General features: G+C 46.1%; 24 protein-coding genes. 23 read left to right on the forward strand and 1 reads right to left on the reverse strand.

Annotation, left to right across the window (positions count from 1 at the left end; genetic code table 11):
• Window positions 1–5 precede the first annotated feature (5 nt).
• Genes HMPREF1152_RS06525 through HMPREF1152_RS06535 form a run of 3 tightly spaced genes read left to right on the forward strand, consistent with a single transcriptional unit; the run spans window position 6 to window position 4843 of the window.
• Window positions 6–3104: a VaFE repeat-containing surface-anchored protein gene (locus HMPREF1152_RS06525; RefSeq protein ID WP_009644421.1), complete on the forward strand. Its 3099-nt coding sequence runs from the start codon at window positions 6–8 to the stop codon at window positions 3102–3104.
• Window positions 3105–3134: 30 nt separating this feature from the next.
• The gene (mtaB, locus tag HMPREF1152_RS06530; protein WP_009644407.1) at window positions 3135–4487 is read left to right on the forward strand and encodes a tRNA (N(6)-L-threonylcarbamoyladenosine(37)-C(2))-methylthiotransferase MtaB; all 1353 of its coding nucleotides are present in this window, start codon (window positions 3135–3137) and stop codon (window positions 4485–4487) included.
• A gap of 14 nt (window positions 4488–4501) precedes the next feature.
• The gene (locus HMPREF1152_RS06535) at window positions 4502–4843 is read left to right on the forward strand and encodes a histidine triad nucleotide-binding protein (protein ID WP_009644430.1); all 342 of its coding nucleotides are present in this window, start codon (window positions 4502–4504) and stop codon (window positions 4841–4843) included.
• 246 nt (window positions 4844–5089) lie between these two features.
• Here HMPREF1152_RS06535 and HMPREF1152_RS06540 read toward each other — a convergent pair whose 3' ends face one another.
• Window positions 5090–5470 carry a desulfoferrodoxin family protein gene (locus HMPREF1152_RS06540; protein ID WP_009644438.1) on the reverse strand — a complete coding sequence of 127 codons (381 nt, stop codon included), beginning with the start codon at window positions 5468–5470 and terminating at the stop codon, window positions 5090–5092.
• 793 nt (window positions 5471–6263) lie between these two features.
• Here HMPREF1152_RS06540 and rpsJ point away from each other — a divergent pair.
• From rpsJ to rpmD, 20 genes are all read left to right on the forward strand, one after another.
• Window positions 6264–6575 carry a 30S ribosomal protein S10 gene (gene rpsJ, locus HMPREF1152_RS06545; RefSeq protein WP_009644436.1) on the forward strand — a complete coding sequence of 104 codons (312 nt, stop codon included), beginning with the start codon at window positions 6264–6266 and terminating at the stop codon, window positions 6573–6575.
• A gap of 80 nt (window positions 6576–6655) precedes the next feature.
• Window positions 6656–7291 (forward strand): 50S ribosomal protein L3, encoded by a 636-nt coding sequence (gene rplC, locus HMPREF1152_RS06550; protein ID WP_009644428.1) that lies wholly within the window; start codon window positions 6656–6658, stop codon window positions 7289–7291.
• Between the two features lie 23 nt (window positions 7292–7314).
• Window positions 7315–7938 carry a 50S ribosomal protein L4 gene (rplD, locus tag HMPREF1152_RS06555; RefSeq protein WP_009644409.1) on the forward strand — a complete coding sequence of 208 codons (624 nt, stop codon included), beginning with the start codon at window positions 7315–7317 and terminating at the stop codon, window positions 7936–7938.
• On the forward strand, window positions 7938–8228 hold the full coding sequence (gene rplW, locus HMPREF1152_RS06560) for a 50S ribosomal protein L23 (RefSeq protein WP_009644401.1): 291 nt from the start codon (window positions 7938–7940) through the stop codon (window positions 8226–8228). Before rplD ends, rplW begins: the two co-directional genes overlap by 1 nt.
• 17 nt (window positions 8229–8245) lie before the next feature.
• The gene (rplB, locus tag HMPREF1152_RS06565; RefSeq protein ID WP_009644440.1) at window positions 8246–9079 is read left to right on the forward strand and encodes a 50S ribosomal protein L2; all 834 of its coding nucleotides are present in this window, start codon (window positions 8246–8248) and stop codon (window positions 9077–9079) included.
• Between the two features lie 14 nt (window positions 9080–9093).
• A complete protein-coding gene (gene rpsS / locus HMPREF1152_RS06570; RefSeq protein ID WP_009644437.1) occupies window positions 9094–9363 on the forward strand; it encodes a 30S ribosomal protein S19 in 270 nt (89 codons plus the stop codon).
• Window positions 9364–9380: 17 nt separating this feature from the next.
• Window positions 9381–9767, forward strand: a complete 387-nt coding sequence (gene rplV, locus HMPREF1152_RS06575; RefSeq protein ID WP_009644447.1) for a 50S ribosomal protein L22 — start codon at window positions 9381–9383, stop codon at window positions 9765–9767.
• A complete protein-coding gene (gene rpsC / locus HMPREF1152_RS06580) occupies window positions 9751–10614 on the forward strand; it encodes a 30S ribosomal protein S3 (protein ID WP_009644410.1) in 864 nt (287 codons plus the stop codon). The genes rplV and rpsC overlap by 17 nt, the downstream gene beginning before the upstream one ends.
• Window positions 10615–10636: 22 nt before the next feature.
• On the forward strand, window positions 10637–11068 hold the full coding sequence (gene rplP, locus HMPREF1152_RS06585) for a 50S ribosomal protein L16 (RefSeq protein ID WP_009644393.1): 432 nt from the start codon (window positions 10637–10639) through the stop codon (window positions 11066–11068).
• Window positions 11068–11265, forward strand: coding sequence for a 50S ribosomal protein L29 (gene rpmC, locus HMPREF1152_RS06590; RefSeq protein ID WP_009644418.1), 198 nt, complete (start codon window positions 11068–11070; stop codon window positions 11263–11265). Before rplP ends, rpmC begins: the two co-directional genes overlap by 1 nt.
• A gap of 17 nt (window positions 11266–11282) precedes the next feature.
• The gene (gene rpsQ, locus HMPREF1152_RS06595) at window positions 11283–11537 is read left to right on the forward strand and encodes a 30S ribosomal protein S17 (protein ID WP_009644423.1); all 255 of its coding nucleotides are present in this window, start codon (window positions 11283–11285) and stop codon (window positions 11535–11537) included.
• A 14-nt stretch (window positions 11538–11551) separates the two neighbouring features.
• Entirely contained in the window at window positions 11552–11926 is a 375-nt protein-coding gene (gene rplN, locus HMPREF1152_RS06600) for a 50S ribosomal protein L14 (protein ID WP_009644425.1), read from the forward strand.
• Between the two features lie 11 nt (window positions 11927–11937).
• A complete protein-coding gene (rplX, locus tag HMPREF1152_RS06605) occupies window positions 11938–12243 on the forward strand; it encodes a 50S ribosomal protein L24 (RefSeq protein WP_009644415.1) in 306 nt (101 codons plus the stop codon).
• A 16-nt stretch (window positions 12244–12259) separates the two neighbouring features.
• Window positions 12260–12802 (forward strand): 50S ribosomal protein L5, encoded by a 543-nt coding sequence (rplE, locus tag HMPREF1152_RS06610; RefSeq protein ID WP_009644411.1) that lies wholly within the window; start codon window positions 12260–12262, stop codon window positions 12800–12802.
• Window positions 12803–12816: 14 nt separating this feature from the next.
• Complete coding sequence (locus tag HMPREF1152_RS06615; protein WP_009644441.1) at window positions 12817–13002, forward strand: type Z 30S ribosomal protein S14; 186 nt, start codon at window positions 12817–12819, stop codon at window positions 13000–13002.
• Window positions 13003–13070: 68 nt separating this feature from the next.
• A complete protein-coding gene (rpsH, locus tag HMPREF1152_RS06620) occupies window positions 13071–13469 on the forward strand; it encodes a 30S ribosomal protein S8 (RefSeq protein ID WP_009644433.1) in 399 nt (132 codons plus the stop codon).
• A gap of 12 nt (window positions 13470–13481) precedes the next feature.
• On the forward strand, window positions 13482–14027 hold the full coding sequence (rplF, locus tag HMPREF1152_RS06625) for a 50S ribosomal protein L6 (RefSeq protein ID WP_009644414.1): 546 nt from the start codon (window positions 13482–13484) through the stop codon (window positions 14025–14027).
• A 19-nt stretch (window positions 14028–14046) separates the two neighbouring features.
• Window positions 14047–14412 (forward strand): 50S ribosomal protein L18, encoded by a 366-nt coding sequence (gene rplR / locus HMPREF1152_RS06630; RefSeq protein ID WP_009644419.1) that lies wholly within the window; start codon window positions 14047–14049, stop codon window positions 14410–14412.
• A 13-nt stretch (window positions 14413–14425) separates the two neighbouring features.
• Window positions 14426–14929 carry a 30S ribosomal protein S5 gene (gene rpsE / locus HMPREF1152_RS06635; RefSeq protein ID WP_009644448.1) on the forward strand — a complete coding sequence of 168 codons (504 nt, stop codon included), beginning with the start codon at window positions 14426–14428 and terminating at the stop codon, window positions 14927–14929.
• Window positions 14930–14942: 13 nt separating this feature from the next.
• Window positions 14943–15125 (forward strand): 50S ribosomal protein L30, encoded by a 183-nt coding sequence (gene rpmD, locus HMPREF1152_RS06640; RefSeq protein WP_009644444.1) that lies wholly within the window; start codon window positions 14943–14945, stop codon window positions 15123–15125.
• The last annotated feature ends 13 nt before the right edge of the window (window positions 15126–15138 follow it).

Consider the following 15138-nt stretch of genomic DNA (forward strand, 5'->3'; position numbering starts at 1 on the left):
GCGCAATGAATATCAGAAGATTATATAGATGTATTACATTCATGCTGTGTCTGGTTCTATTGCTCGGCACATCGCGAGTATTTGCACTTAATTCCGGAGCGGCTCCGGACGGAAGTGTAAATATCATTCCGCCTGACGCTACTGCTCGACTGCAGGTCAAATTGACGAATGCCGGGTCAAGGTTGTCGATAACAAAGGTTGGAAGCAAGATCAGCTCCGATTTGGACGCCGGCGGAACCTTCATCAAGAACGCGCGTCCGGGCGAGGAGTTTCAGATCAGTTACAGCAATGAAGCTGGTACAGGATTTAATATGACAGCAGAGGGTGAGTCCGCGGGCGCTAATGTGTATGGTGATCTTGATATGGCAGGAAGCTCTGCGACAAGCTTTAGGAGCAACAAACAGGAAGGACGCATAAATATACGTCTTACCGGCGGAGATGCGAGCTTCGTGATTAAGACTTATAGAAGCGAAGCTGACCAAGGTACAGCTGGAAGATCCGTAGTTGGCGATAGCGCAGGAGGACAAAAGGCTGAATCCAATATTGTTCTAACAGGTGAGTTTGACGGTACTAAGGGTAGAAGAGGTTCAGTTCACAACACCGCAAGCCTCGATTCGATTCCCGAAGCATTCTCGTATGATAGAATCAGCACTCGCATTACTATGAATGTAAAAAGGATGGCTGCGCCGGCAAATGCAGAGCATGAATATACCAGCGGCACGGTGACATGGCACAAACAGTACAAGGACAACCACCACAATCATGCAAGTATATTTAAGCTCAACATAGGCGGTGTTATCCATGATGCAGCTTGTGCCGATGGCAAGAACTGGAAGACAGCCGAGACGGGACAGGCGGTATCATTGGCGAGGAAGGATGCCGGTACACTGTTTGCCAAGATTGCATACCTGGCAAGCATCGATACCTGGCAGAAGAGCAATTACAACGAACTTGACTATTATTTTGCTCTTGTCTGCGCAGCTAGAAGAGCTAACGGCAGGATCGCTCACGAGAGAGCCTTCTCCAAGCCTTTGACCGACAGGATGATGCGTGACGCTCAGAACTATTCGGGGACAATTCCTGATAACTTTAGAACGTATCTGGCATCCCCGACTAATGGCGCTCAAATGATGCTCGCATGGGGGCTCAGACCTTATGGAAAAATTGAGGTCATCAAGGCAGTTGGCAATAACGTCAGGATTACCGGCGAATGCGCAGGAGCATATTCACTCGCAGGAGCAGTCTATACAGTATATGATGAAGCCGGCAACGTTGTGGGAACTTTGACGACGGACCAAAATGGCAAGACAGGGTCGATAGATGTAAAGCCGGGGAAGTATACCGTCAAGGAGACAACGGCTCCGGTTGGATACGAACTGGATCACACAGTATATTCGGTTGAAAGCAAGGCTGATACGACCAGTATCGTCAAGTCGTATGACACACCGGTATTCGCCCCGGTCAAGATTTTCCTCGAGAAGAAATCCGGTGGTGACAGTTATATGAACCCCGGAGACATGACAGGCGCAGAGTTTGAGGTGAAATACTACGACACCATTGGCAAGCTGGACAATGTAAAAGCAATTCGCACTTGGAAGCTAAGAACGGGCAAGGATGCTTCCGGCAAATACGTCGCTGAGCTTAGAGCTAAGAATCTGGTAAAGGGCAGCGACGAGCTGTTCGTGACCGAGCAGGGAGATGCCGTAATTCCTAGGGGCACCGTCACAATTCGTGAGACAAAAGCTCCTGCAGGATATCTGCTTGACAAGACCGTTTATACCAAGAAAATTGATGGAGACGGAACAGGTTCAGTTGTATATTTCAACTCAGGTGTTCCATCGTCTCATGTTAACAATCCTGCTATACCTAAGATTGGCACCAGGGCTATAGATGTGGCAACTAAGGATTCGGTGGCTATGTACGGTCCGGAGACAACTATTCGCGACATAGTAAGCTTTACAGGGCTGTATGAAGGTGAGACATATACCGTTGAAGGCATCGTAATGGATAAGAGTACGGGAAAGCCGTTGGAGCAAAACGGTAAGAAGCTCACTGCCGGCAGAGAATTTACAGCAACTGCACAGAACTCTAACATAGAGAACGGCATCGCTTCAGGTCATGTTGAAGTAGAATTCAAACTCGATACGACCAAGCTGGGCGGCAAGAATATTGTAATATTTGAAACGCTAAAATACAGAGGCAAGGAAATCGCAAACCATCGTGATTTACAGGATAGTAATCAGACGCTGCATCATCCCGCAGTCAAGACAGAGGCGCATTCCGCGGACTCCGGGGATAATACGGGCTCCCCGAGCAAGGAGGAGCTGGTAGTTGATAAGGTTAAATATTCTAATCTGGTTGTGGGTAAGAGATACAAAGTGTCCGGCGTACTTATGGATAAGGATCGCAAGAAGCCTATTCTGAACAAGGATGGAAATGAAATAACATCCGAAAAGGAGTTTTTGGCAGAGCATCCGAGCGGCGAAATAGAGCTGGAGTTCCGGTATGATTCAAGGCTGCGTCAAGATAAGACGACAGTGGTATTTGAAACTTTGCTTCATGAGAATGTCCCTGTGGCTGTTCATGCAGATATTAACGACGAAAGCCAATCTGTGCGTTATCCGCGCGTGGGTACTCAACTGACGGGGAAAGACGGAGTCAAACTGGTAGGTAAGTCAAAATCTGTGTCGCTGATAGATTCGATTAAGTACGAGAACTTGATAAGAGGGAGCAGTTATACAGCGCGAGGGGTGTTAATTGACAAATCAACCGGGAAGCCATATGAAGAGAATGGCAAGGCAGTGACAGGAAGTACGACATTTACGAGTGAAGGAACTTCGACGGTTCTGGTGGAATTTAAGCTAAACACATCCAAGCTAGCGGGCAGAGAGCTTGTGGCATTTGAAAGAGTGTACGATGACAAGGGGCAGCTGATAGCTGCTCACGAGGATGTCAATAACCGCGACCAGACAATCATAGTAGCTCCACCTACAATCCCTAGAACCGGTGATGAAGCCTCAATATTCGCATATATAGTAATACTGCTTACCGCATTCCTGACACTGGCTTCGTTGACCGCTATAAGGAGGTGTGTTAGACTTTAACCCATCATTTGTAAAGGACGGTTAAAGTACATGAAAATTGCTTTTCATACGCTTGGATGCAAGGTCAACCAGTATGAAACAGAGGCGATGAAGGAGGAATTCTCCTCTCACGGAGCGGAGATTGTTGGGGAGGACGAGGTTGCAGATGCCTACATTATCAACACATGCACTGTAACGAGTGTAGCTGACAGCAAGTCTAGAAAATATATAAGGAGAATGAAGAAGCTTAGTCCGGATTCTCTCATGGTCGTAACAGGCTGTTACGCACAGACTGCCGGTGAAGAGCTTAAGGCGATGCCTGATGTCGATATGGTGATTGGCAACAATCTTAAATCTACTATCTGCGACGAAGTAATATATCAACTAACACTGCGTGATGCTGGTAAGGGATTTGTAAAGGAGAGCAAAGTTTTACCGTTCGGCGAGCTTGTCGGATATGAGGAATATGGCATAGTCGTATCAAGTGAATCGCAGATGCAGAGAGCCTATATCAAGATTGAGGAAGGCTGTAACCGCTTCTGTGCTTACTGCAAGATTCCATACGCAAGGGGAACAGTTAGAAGCAGAGGCCTTGAAGAGATCATCATAGAAGCAAAGGCACTCGTAGGAAGAGGCTACAAGGAACTGGTGCTGACTGGAATCAATACAGCTCTGTATGGATGCGAAGAAGGCTTCAAATTTGATAGACGTGCAGATGAAGTAGGTCTTACAGGAATAGAAGCCGTGCTGAAGAGGCTTGATGAGCTGGACGGAGATTTTAGGGTAAGACTGAGTTCACTGGAGCCTAATGTCGTAGATAAAGAGCATATAGAGCGAATCGTTAAATACAAGAGGCTTTGCAGGCATCTTCATTTATCAATACAGAGCGGAAGTGACAAAGTTCTCAAGGCGATGAAACGCAGATACACAAGAGCAGAATATCTCGACATTGTTGACGAGCTGCGCTCATTCGACCCTATGTTTGGGATCACAACAGATATAATTGTTGGATTCCCGGGAGAAAGTGAGGCTGATTTTAATGATACGCTGGATCTGATTAAACGTGCGAAGTTCGGCAAGGTGCACGCATTCAAATTCTCACCTAGAAAGGGTACAGAGGCTGCTGCGTATAAGGAAACGGTGACGCCGACAGAGAAGACTGCCCGTATCAATAAGCTGATTGAAGAAGCCGAGAGCGTAGCTTGTGAATATCAGTCACGTAATTTCGGAACAGTACAGAGAGTTCTTGTTGAAACTTTTGAAGAAGATTATGCGACAGGATATACATCAAACTACATAAAGGTGTATATTAGAGACGGGGAGCGCAAGCTGGCCGCGGGCGAATTCGCAGAGGTTAGACTGGTCGCCATCTACAAAGAAGGCTGCTTGGCAGAAGTGGTCTAGAAAGGAGGAGTCGTATGGAAGATTGCATTTTCTGTGAGCTTGCAAATGGAGAAATTCCTACAGATGTGGTTTACGAAGATGACCTAATCGCGGTTTTCCGTGATGCTGCTCCGGAGGCACCTGTACACGTACTTATGGTTCCTAAGAAGCATATAGCATCTCTAAATGATTTAACGGCCGATGACATGAGGCTGATGGGACACATGATGCTCAAAATCAAGGAGATAGCAGTTCGGGAAGGGCTGGATAATGGCTACAGAACCGTTATCAATACAGGAGAGGATGGTCAGCAGACTGTGCAGCATCTGCATATCCATATTCTGGGCCGCAGAAAGATGACTTGGCCGCCGGGCTAAGCCAATCTATGCTCTGTAAAGCGGGTGCATATGCACTGCGAAGTGAGGATAAATGAGCGGAAGGCGTGGCCTTCCGCTCATTTTACACACAATCGCTATAAGTTAGGGGCTGCGGGGATATCGCTGCCCGGCTGTCTTGCAGTATTCCACCGTCAATATTGTCCTAATGTGTTGATGTGTTGCTGATTGATTCATTAACCCGGCATCAGGACAGCAGCGGCTTTGCGATACTCGCGACAAATGTTGCTAATTTAGTTCATTAAACCAGAATCCATGCAGGTTGCAGTACTCATATGCCGCAACGACCTTTTCACCATCCTGAACAGCAAATGTAGCAACAGGTGCTCCGTCGGACTTGAGGCTCTTCCTTTGGAAACCGAGATTTGTCTCCAGGATTATAAACTGAATGTGATGCTCTTCCGTCATTGGATGAAGTGTGCTTCCTACGGTAACAGTAACTAGGTTGCCATTGCATTCAACTACAGGAACATGCTTCTCATTTGCCATCTCGGCGGTCTTAGGCACTAACTCATCCATCTCTTCTCCGCAACATACCAGTGTGCCGTCACCATCGTATACCTTGCCTACGATGTTTCCACAGCGGTTGCATTTGTATAGCTTCTTCATTTTGTTAATACTCCTCTCAAAAATACTGAATACCCAATATCTTTCAAGTGGATTGTATCATATCCAAGCTGCGGTAGTCATCGACAAAAATATAAATACGGAGATATACAAAAATACACAAGCGTGTATGCCCTGCCTTGTGAGCTGCAGCTGCGAAATAGTGTAAAAGCTGCGAATATGCGAATAATTGTAAAGACAGGTGTTTTGTTGTCACTGCTGTGAATAGCAACATGATTTAAAAATAGTGATTTAACTCGAAAAAGCCATAAATATTACGCTGAAATTCCGGAGAAGGCCGAGGAAATATCAAACAAAACTATGCATTTTTTTTTAAACACAGCGAAAAGCCTCAGGTATCTCGAATCGAGCAATTAACGGAAACCGGTGGAAAATCGTTAGATTTATACAAAAAACATAAAAAATAACCGGAATTTGATGAAAACTCAACAGTGAAGAAACGCACGAAAGAGTGTTAGAGCGATAGTCCTTGAACCGCTTGAAAACACTACACTCAGTTTCGCAAAAAAGTATAAAAAAGCCTTGCATTGCAAAACTCACCAATGTATAATCTAAAAGCTTGTTTAAGGCGATGAAGCAGGAAGTTGCTGAGCTATCAGGTAATTTCTGCGGAGAATTGTCCTCGCGGGACGAGGGCGAGGGGGTTCGCCATTTTTAATTTGTGTAAACCTCGAGGAAACGCACGAAAGAGTGTAAGGAGCGAGGCGCAGCGAATAAAAACGGGCGGAGTCCTGTACAAGCATAGCGAAAACAGTACAAACAGGAGGAACTATTAATGAGCGAATTACAGAAAATCAGAATCAGACTGAAGGCTTATGACCATGCTCTATTGGACAAGTCGGCAGCAAAGATTGTTGAGACTGCGGAGAGAACAGGCGCTACAGTATCAGGCCCTATTCCGCTTCCCACTGAGAAGGAAGTCGTGACAATCATCAGAGCTGTCCACAAGTACAAGGACAGCAGAGAGCAGTTTGAGCAGAGAACTCACAAGCGTCTAATCGACATTACAAATGCTTCGACAAAGACGACCGACGCTCTTGCTAAGCTCGATATGCCGGCAGGCATTGACATCGAAATCAAGCTCTAAGCTAGATTTTAGAAAGATCGCATGAGAGGGCAATAGGGCCAAACCAGGGCGATCCGCTGTAAGACACTAGGAGGAGAATTATGAAAACACTTTTGGGCAAGAAGGTCGGCATGACACAGATCTTCAATGAGGACGGCGCTGTTGTACCAGTTACCGTAATCGAAGCCGGACCTGAAATAGTAACACAGGTCAAGACAGTCGAGACTGACGGCTACAACGCTGTACAGGTCGGCTACGAGGAGCAGAAGCCGCAGAGACTCAACAAACCGATGACTGGGCATTTTGAGAAGGGCGACACAACTCCTAAAAAGCACCTCGCTGAGTTCAGAGTTGAAGACGGAGAAGCTTACGAGGTAGGACAGGAAATCACAGTTGCTGATTTCGAAGAAGGAATGAAGCTCGACGTTACAGGCGTTTCCAAAGGTAAGGGAACACAGGGTAACATCAAGAGACACGGACACCGCAGAGGACCTATGACTCACGGCTCCAAGCATAAGAGACTTGCAGGTGCTCTTGCTGCCGGTACATATCCATCAAGAGTCTTCAAGGGCAACAAAGCTCCGGGAAGAATGGGTAGAGATACCGTTACAGTACAGAACATCGTTCTCGTAAAGGTTATCGCTGATCGCAACCTACTTCTCGTTAAGGGTGCTGTTCCCGGCAAGAAGGGCGGACTCCTTAAGGTCAAGGGAGCGGTTAAAGGACAGAATAAATAAAAGGCAGAAAGGAGGAATCACTAATGGCAAAAGTAACAATGCTTAACATGGCCGGTGCTGAGGTGGGCGAAATTACATTGAACGATGAGATCTTTGGAATTGAGCCTAATGAATTCGCAGTACAGACTGTAATCAAGAATTACTTGGCAAACCAGAGACAGGGAACCCAATCTGCCAAGACAAGAAGTGAAGTAAGAGGAGGCGGACGCAAGCCTTTCAGACAGAAGGGAACAGGTCGCCATAGACAGGGAAGCACAACAGATCCTACACAGGTAGGCGGTGGAATTGTCTTCGCACCAAAGCCAAGGGATTACAGATATTCAGTCCCTAAGAAAGTAAAGAGACTTGCTCTTAAGTCCGTGCTCTCGGCAAAGGTTGCTGACAATGAGATCATCGTGCTCGATGAGCTGAAGTTTGACGAGCCTAAGACCAAGGAGATGGTCAAGGTTCTTGATAACATCAAGGCTGACAAGAAGACCCTCATAGTTATGGATGAGAAGGACGAGAACGTTGTCAGATCTGCTTCTAACATTCAGGGTGTGAGAACTGCACTTGTAGGCACAATGAATGTATATGAGATCATCAATCATTACAGCCTCGTGCTCACTAAGGCAGCAGCTGAGAGAATTGAGGAGGTATACGCATAATGAAGAACGGTTACGACGTAATACTTAAGCCTATCATCACCGAGCAGAGCATGGACATGTCGGCTGACAAGAAATATGTTTTCAGGGTTGCTGATACAGCTAATAAGACCGAGGTTAGGCAGGCTGTCGAAGATATCTTCGGAGTTGAGGTGGCTAAGGTAAATATCATGAACGTTAATGGTAAGGTTAAGAGAATGGGAAGAACAGTAGGAAGAACGGCTTCTTATAAGAAGGCAATCGTTACTCTGGCTAAGGACAGCAAAGAGATCGAGATCTTCCGGGGACTGTAAGATAGGAGGAGTAAATAATGGGAATTAAGAAATACAATCCAACCACTCCTGGTCTGAGAGGCATGACTGTTTCGACTTTTGAGGAGATTACAGTTAGCAAGCCGGAAAAATCCCTTACAAAGACTCTGAAGAAGCATTCAGGAAGAAACGTAAGAGGCAAGATCACCGTAAGACATAGAGGTGGCGGATACAGACCTAAGTACAGAATTATCGATTTTAAGAGAAATAAAGACGGAATTCCGGCAACAGTTAAGACTATCGAGTACGACCCAAACAGATCTGCAAACATTGCACTTCTGGTTTATGCAGATGGCGAGAAGAGATACATCATCGCTCCTAACAAGCTAAGCGTTGGAGATGTAATAGTTTCCGGCCCGGATTCGGATATCAAGGTAGGAAATGCTCTGCCAATTGCGAACATCCCGGTAGGTACTATCCTCCATAATATCGAGCTGAAGCCCGGAAAGGGTGCTCAGCTTGTAAGATCAGCCGGGAACGGAGCTCAGCTCATGGCTAAGGAAGGCAACTACGCTCAGGTGAGGCTACCGTCCGGCGAGGTCAGAATGGTAAGAATCAACTGCAGGGCTACAATCGGAGAGGTCGGCAACATCGAGCACGCTAATATCCAGATTGGTAAGGCCGGCAGAAAGAGACACATGGGTTGGAGACCTACAGTAAGAGGTTCTGTAATGAACCCTAACGATCACCCACACGGCGGTGGTGAAGGTAGAGCACCTGTTGGACGTAAGAGCCCGGTTACACCTTGGGGCAAGCCAACACTTGGTTACAAGACGCGTAACAAGCACAAGGATTCCAACAAGTACATCGTTAGAAGAAGAAATGCTAAATAAGAAAGGAGCATATAATGGGAAGATCGCTTAAAAAAGGCCCTTTCGTCGAAAAGAAACTCCTTAAGAGAATCGAAGCGATGAACGAGTCAAATGAAAAAAGTGTAATCAAGACATGGTCGAGACCATCGACGATTTTTCCTCAGATGGTTGGACATACGATCGCCGTTCACGACGGCCGCAAGCATGTTCCTGTATACATCACAGAAGATATGGTAGGTCACAGACTTGGAGAATTCGCTCCAACCAGAACTTACAAGGGTCACGCCGGTGACAAGGCTAAATAAAGAAAGGAGAAGCTGATATGGAAGCAAAAGCAATTGCTAAGTATGTAAGAATGTCTCCCAGCAAACTAAAGCCTGTTACTGACCTGGTAAGAGGAAAAGATTTGAACGAGGCATTGACAATCCTCAAGTTCACACCCGGAAGGGGCGCAGAGCTTGTAGAGAAGGTTGTTCAGTCCGCAGCAGCAAATGCTGAGAATAACTTTGACATGAATCCAGATGAGCTCTACGTTGCAGAGGTATATGCAAATCAGGGTCCTACGATGAAGAGGTTCAGAGCGGGAGCTCAGGGTAGAGCATCGATGATCCTCAAGAGGACAAGCCACATTGGTGTAACTCTTAAGGAAAAGGCTGCTAAAACAGTAGAAACAGTAGAAGGAGGTCAGCCAGATGGGTCAGAAGGTTAATCCACATGGATTAAGAGTTGGAGTCAACAAGAATTGGAGCTCAAAGTGGTACGCTGACAAGACTAACTTTGCTGATTTCCTTGTTGAGGATAATAAAGTAAGAAATTACGTTAAGAAGAAGCTTTACGCTGCCGGCGTTGCAAGTGTCGTAATTGAGAGACCTGCAGCCGATAAGGTGAAGATAATTATAGCAACAGCCAGACCGGGAATGGTAATTGGAAGAGCCGGAGATGGAATTGACGAGCTCAAAAAGAGTCTCATTAAGCTCACGGGCAAGACCGTAGAGATTTCCATCGAAGAGGTAAGAAGATCAGAGCTCGATGCGCAGCTGACAGCTGAAAGCATTGCACAGGCACTCGAGAGAAGAGTTTCTTTCAGAAGAGCTATGAAGTCCGCAATCCAGAGAACAGTTAAGGCCGGAGCTAAGGGCATCAAGGTTCTTGTTTCAGGAAGACTTGGCGGTGCTGAAATCGCCAGAAGTGAGAAGTACAGCGAAGGGAATGTTCCGCTACACACGCTCAGAGCTGATATCGATTATGGATTTGCAGAGGCTGATACTACTTACGGTAAGATCGGTGTTAAGGTGTGGATTAACCACGGCGAGATTCTGGATAAGGGTCTCAAGGAGACTATTCCTGAGCAGTCAAAGAACGATAGAAGAGATCGCAAGCAGAGAAGAAACGACAAGAGAGACAGAAAGAGAGGCTTCGGAAACAGAAGAAATGATCACCGCGAAGCAAGACCTGAGGTAAAGCCGGCAACCACAAGGGTTAGAAAGGCACCTAAGGTTACTGAGGCGGCTCCTGCTCCTGAAGTAGCTGAGACAGCACAGGGAACAGAAGAATAATCATAGAAAGGAGAGACTTGCCATGTTAATGCCAAAGCGCGTTAAACGCAGAAGAGTCCACAGAGGCAGAATGAAGGGTGTTGCGACAAAGGGCAACACCGTTACATACGGAAAGTTTGGTCTAGTTGCCGAAGAGCCTGCATGGATTGACTCCAAGCAGATTGAGGCTGCCAGAATTGCGATGACCAGATCTATCAAGAGAGGCGGAAAGGTTTATATCAAAATCTTCCCACATAAGCCAATCACTAAGAAGCCAGCAGAAGTTAGAATGGGATCCGGAAAGGGTGCTCCTGAATATTGGGTAGCAGTCGTTAAGCCGGGCAGAGTAATGTTCGAACTTGAGGGCGTAACTGAAGCACAGGCCAAGGAGGCTTTGAGACTTGCTTCTCACAAGCTGCCTATCAAGTGCAAGTTCGTTGTCAAGGGCCAGGAAGCAAAGGGTGGTGACGAATAATGGATCTGAATACAATAAGAAAGATGACTGATCAGGAGAGAACAGCCGAGCTCGCCAGAATGAAGCAGGAGCTCTTCAATCTGAGATTCCAGCACGTTACCGGACAGCTTGACAATCCTGTGAAGATGAGAGAGATCAGAAGAGATATTGCCAGAGTAAAGACTATAATCAGGGAAATGGATAAGCCTGAAGCTTAAAGGAAGGAGGATGTACAATGGAAAGAAATAGCAGAAAGACCAGAACTGGAGTAGTTGTAAGCGACAAGATGGATAAGACAGTTGTTGTTGCTACAAAGGATTCAGTAAGACATTCTCTTTACGGAAAGGCTGTTAAGAGAACTAAGAAGTTCAAGGTTCACGACGAGAACAATGAGTGTGGCATCGGCGATAGAGTAAGAATTATGGAGACAAAGCCTCTTTCTAAGGATAAGAGGTGGAGACTTGTCGAGATAGTTGAGAAGGCTAAATAGGGAGGCGACAAATCATGATACAGACAGAAACAAGATTGAGAGTTGCCGACAATTCCGGAGCTAAGGAGCTCCTTTGCATTCGTATCCTTGGAGGCACAGGCCGCAAGTATGCTAATATTGGAGACATCATTGTTTGCTCCGTTAAGGATGCTGCTCCAGGTGGAGTTGTTAAGAAAGGTGACGTTGTAAAGGCAGTTGTAGTTAGATCGAAGAGCGGAGCCAGAAGAGATGACGGAAGCTACGTTAAGTTCGATCAGAACGCTGCTGTAATTATCAAAGACAGAAGCGATAAGAACCCTGTAGGAACACGTATTTTTGGACCTGTTGCAAGGGAGCTTAGAGATAACGGCTTTATGAAGATTGTGTCTTTGGCACCGGAAGTATTATAGGGGGTGTACAAATGCAGATTAGAAAAGGCGATACAGTCGTAGTTATCTCGGGAAAGGACAAGGGCAAGGTTGGAACAGTTCTAAGAGCTATTCCAAAGGCTAACAAGGTTGTTGTTGAGGGCGTTAACGTACAGACTAAGCACGCAAAGGCTACAAGAACATCCGCATCCGAGATTAAGCATATAGAAGGGCCTATCGACGCATCCAATGTTATGTTCTACGAGAAGGACAGCAAGCAGGGTGTAAGACTGGGAACTAAGATAGAAAACGGCAAGAAGGTTAGATATTCTAAGAAAACCAATGCCGTAGTAGACTAGGAAAGGAGGAGAGACAGTGTCAAACAGACTAAGAGTTAAGTATGACGAAAGTGTTTTTGCAGCACTCAAGGAGAAGTTCAACTACTCCAACAGTATGGAAGTTCCGAAGCTGGAGAAGATCACAATTAACATGGGTCTTGGCGAAGCTAAGGACAATTCCAAGATCCTCGAAAGCGCTGTAAAGGAACTCGCTCTCATCTCCGGACAGAGACCTGTAGTTACTAAGGCAAGAAAGTCCATCGCTAACTTTAAGGTTAGACAGGGAATGCCTGTAGGAGCTAAGGTCACTATTAGAGGTGACAGAATGTACGCATTCGCAGATAAGTTCTTCAATCTTTCTCTTCCTAGAGTTAGAGACTTTAAGGGCGTTAGCAAGAATTCTTTCGATGGTAGAGGCAATTATTCAATGGGAATTAGAGAGCAGCTTATTTTCCCGGAAATCGTTTACGATGATGTAGAGACTATCAAGGGAATGAACATTGTATTTACCACAACAGCTAAGACAGATGAGGAAGCACAGGCGTTACTTGAGCTCCTCGGAATGCCTTTTGAGAAGTAATTTAGGAGGGGAACATGGCTAAAACTTCACTGAAAGTTAAGCAGACCAGAAAGCCTAAGTATTCAACAAGGGCTTATACAAGATGCAAGATTTGTGGAAGACCACATTCGGTTCTGAAGAAGTATGGCGTCTGCCGTATCTGCTTCAGAGAGCTTGCTTACAAGGGTGAAATCCCGGGTGTTAAGAAAGCAAGCTGGTAGGTTATTTTGCGCAGGCCTGTCACGCTTAACACGTGCAGGAACCACGTAGAGAAAGGAGAAACACTGTAATGGCAATGACAGATCCAATAGCAGATATGCTAACAAGAATTAGAAATGCCAACACAGCCGGACATGCTACGGTAGAAATCCCTGCATCCAAGATGAAGAAGTCTATCGCGGAGATCCTCAAGAACGAGGGCTTCATCAAGGATTACTCAGTCGCTCAGGACAATGCACAGGGGACCATCACTGTAGAGCTTAAGTACGGCCCAAATAAGGAAAAGACAATCTACGGGATCAAGAAGATCTCGAAGCCGGGTCTGAGAGTTTATGCAAAGGCAGACCAGGTACCTAAGGTGCTCGGCGGCCTCGGAATTGCTATCGTATCTACATCTAAGGGTGTTATCAGCGATAAGGAAGCGCGTAAGTTCGGAGTCGGCGGCGAAGTTATTTGTTACGTTTGGTAGGAGGTATAGGATATGTCAAGAATAGGCGTTAGACCAATTACAATTCCTGCCGGCGTGGAGATAGCCGTAGAGGAAAATAATGTAATTAAGGTAAAAGGCCCTAAGGGTGAGCTTTGCCACAAGATAGGTGAGACACTGACTGTGGAGATTGAGGAAAACGTCCTCACCGTTAAGCGACCATCCGATTCTAAGTTCGACAAGGCTCAGCACGGACTTGGAAGGACACTCATCAACAACATGATTGAGGGTGTTTCCAAGGGCTTTGAGGTAAAGATGACTGTTAACGGTGTAGGTTATACCGTTGCAAAGCAGGGTGACACACTCGTTATGAAGCTCGGATTCTCACATCCGGTTGAGATGAAGGATCCGGCAGGAATCACAACAGAGACTCCTGATGCAACCACCATTATTGTAAAGGGTTGCGATAAGGCGGAGGTAGGAAACTACGCTGCTAATATCAGAGCTTGGAGAAAGCCTGAGCCATATAAGGGCAAGGGAATCATCTACGATGGAGAAGTTATACACAAGAAGGAAGGAAAGAGCGGAGCTTCCGCATAGAGAAGGGAGGATTTGAAAAATGGCAAAAGCAAGCAGAAATGACAGAAGACTCAAGAGACATGCCAGAGTCAGAAAAGACGTTTTTGGAACTCCCGAGAAGCCAAGACTGTGCGTATTTAGATCAAACAGCAATATCTCAGCTCAGGTCATCGATGATGTTAACGGAACAACTCTTGTTGCCGCTTCGTCTCTCGATAAGGAGCTTAAGGCGAGCATTGTAAACGGTGGAAATAAAGACGCAGCTAAGCAGGTAGGCAAAGCGGTAGGCGAAAAGGCTGTAGCTAAGGGCATCAAAGAGGTTTGCTTCGATAGAGGCGGATACCTTTATCACGGCAGAGTTAAAGAACTCGCTGATGGTGCACGTGAAGCAGGATTAGAATTCTAAGGGAGGATACAGAATGCGCACGAGAATAGATGCATCTAAGCTTGAACTTACTGAAACCATCGTAAACATCAGACGTGTTTCGAAGACTGTTAAGGGCGGTAAGAACATGAAGTTCTCCGTAACTCTAGTAGTTGGAGATGGCGCAGGCCATGTAGGCATTGGCCTCGGAAAGGCTCAGGAGATCCCTGAAGCTGTAAGAAAAGCAACTGAAGATGCTAAGAAGAAATTAATATTCGTACCTATGGTAGGAACAACAGTTCCTCACCAGACTGTAGGAATTTTCGGAGCAGGCAAGGTTTTGATCATGCCTTCAGCAGAAGGTACCGGAGTTATCGCAGGATCTTCCGTACGTACAGTATTGGAAGCTTGCGGACTCAAGGACGTGAGAGCTAAGTCGCTTGGTTCGAGCAACACAGGAAATATGGCGCTGGCAACACTAGAGGGACTGAAAAGTCTTACAACAGTAGATGAGGTTGCTAAGCGTCGCGGTAAGACACCTGAGGAAATTTTAGGATAGGAGGAAGACGCAAATGGCAAAGACATTAAAGATTACTTTAGTAAAGAGTGTTATTGGCGCAACTCCTAAGCAGAAGAAGACAGTAGAAGCTCTTGGCCTCAAGAAGCTGCATCATTCGGTTGAATTAGCTGATTCATCCGCGACGCGCGGTGCAATTGCTAAGGTTTCTCATCTTCTAGATGTGGAAGAACTATAGGAGGTGCAGGACA

The organism is Mogibacterium sp. CM50 (assembly GCF_000293155.1).
GTDB lineage: Bacteria > Bacillota > Clostridia > Peptostreptococcales > Anaerovoracaceae > Mogibacterium > Mogibacterium timidum.

Coding starts and splice junctions, on each gene's coding strand:
- HMPREF1152_RS06525 (WP_009644421.1), top strand. CDS start 6: ATGAATATCAGAAGATTATATAGATGTATTACATTCATGCTGTGTCTG.
- mtaB (WP_009644407.1), top strand. CDS start 3,135: ATGAAAATTGCTTTTCATACGCTTGGATGCAAGGTCAACCAGTATGAA.
- HMPREF1152_RS06535 (WP_009644430.1), top strand. CDS start 4,502: ATGGAAGATTGCATTTTCTGTGAGCTTGCAAATGGAGAAATTCCTACA.
- HMPREF1152_RS06540 (WP_009644438.1), bottom strand. CDS start 5,470: ATGAAGAAGCTATACAAATGCAACCGCTGTGGAAACATCGTAGGCAAG.
- rpsJ (WP_009644436.1), top strand. CDS start 6,264: ATGAGCGAATTACAGAAAATCAGAATCAGACTGAAGGCTTATGACCAT.
- rplC (WP_009644428.1), top strand. CDS start 6,656: ATGAAAACACTTTTGGGCAAGAAGGTCGGCATGACACAGATCTTCAAT.
- rplD (WP_009644409.1), top strand. CDS start 7,315: ATGGCAAAAGTAACAATGCTTAACATGGCCGGTGCTGAGGTGGGCGAA.
- rplW (WP_009644401.1), top strand. CDS start 7,938: ATGAAGAACGGTTACGACGTAATACTTAAGCCTATCATCACCGAGCAG.
- rplB (WP_009644440.1), top strand. CDS start 8,246: ATGGGAATTAAGAAATACAATCCAACCACTCCTGGTCTGAGAGGCATG.
- rpsS (WP_009644437.1), top strand. CDS start 9,094: ATGGGAAGATCGCTTAAAAAAGGCCCTTTCGTCGAAAAGAAACTCCTT.
- rplV (WP_009644447.1), top strand. CDS start 9,381: ATGGAAGCAAAAGCAATTGCTAAGTATGTAAGAATGTCTCCCAGCAAA.
- rpsC (WP_009644410.1), top strand. CDS start 9,751: ATGGGTCAGAAGGTTAATCCACATGGATTAAGAGTTGGAGTCAACAAG.
- rplP (WP_009644393.1), top strand. CDS start 10,637: ATGTTAATGCCAAAGCGCGTTAAACGCAGAAGAGTCCACAGAGGCAGA.
- rpmC (WP_009644418.1), top strand. CDS start 11,068: ATGGATCTGAATACAATAAGAAAGATGACTGATCAGGAGAGAACAGCC.
- rpsQ (WP_009644423.1), top strand. CDS start 11,283: ATGGAAAGAAATAGCAGAAAGACCAGAACTGGAGTAGTTGTAAGCGAC.
- rplN (WP_009644425.1), top strand. CDS start 11,552: ATGATACAGACAGAAACAAGATTGAGAGTTGCCGACAATTCCGGAGCT.
- rplX (WP_009644415.1), top strand. CDS start 11,938: ATGCAGATTAGAAAAGGCGATACAGTCGTAGTTATCTCGGGAAAGGAC.
- HMPREF1152_RS06615 (WP_009644441.1), top strand. CDS start 12,817: ATGGCTAAAACTTCACTGAAAGTTAAGCAGACCAGAAAGCCTAAGTAT.
- rpsH (WP_009644433.1), top strand. CDS start 13,071: ATGGCAATGACAGATCCAATAGCAGATATGCTAACAAGAATTAGAAAT.
- rplF (WP_009644414.1), top strand. CDS start 13,482: ATGTCAAGAATAGGCGTTAGACCAATTACAATTCCTGCCGGCGTGGAG.
- rplR (WP_009644419.1), top strand. CDS start 14,047: ATGGCAAAAGCAAGCAGAAATGACAGAAGACTCAAGAGACATGCCAGA.
- rpsE (WP_009644448.1), top strand. CDS start 14,426: ATGCGCACGAGAATAGATGCATCTAAGCTTGAACTTACTGAAACCATC.
- rpmD (WP_009644444.1), top strand. CDS start 14,943: ATGGCAAAGACATTAAAGATTACTTTAGTAAAGAGTGTTATTGGCGCA.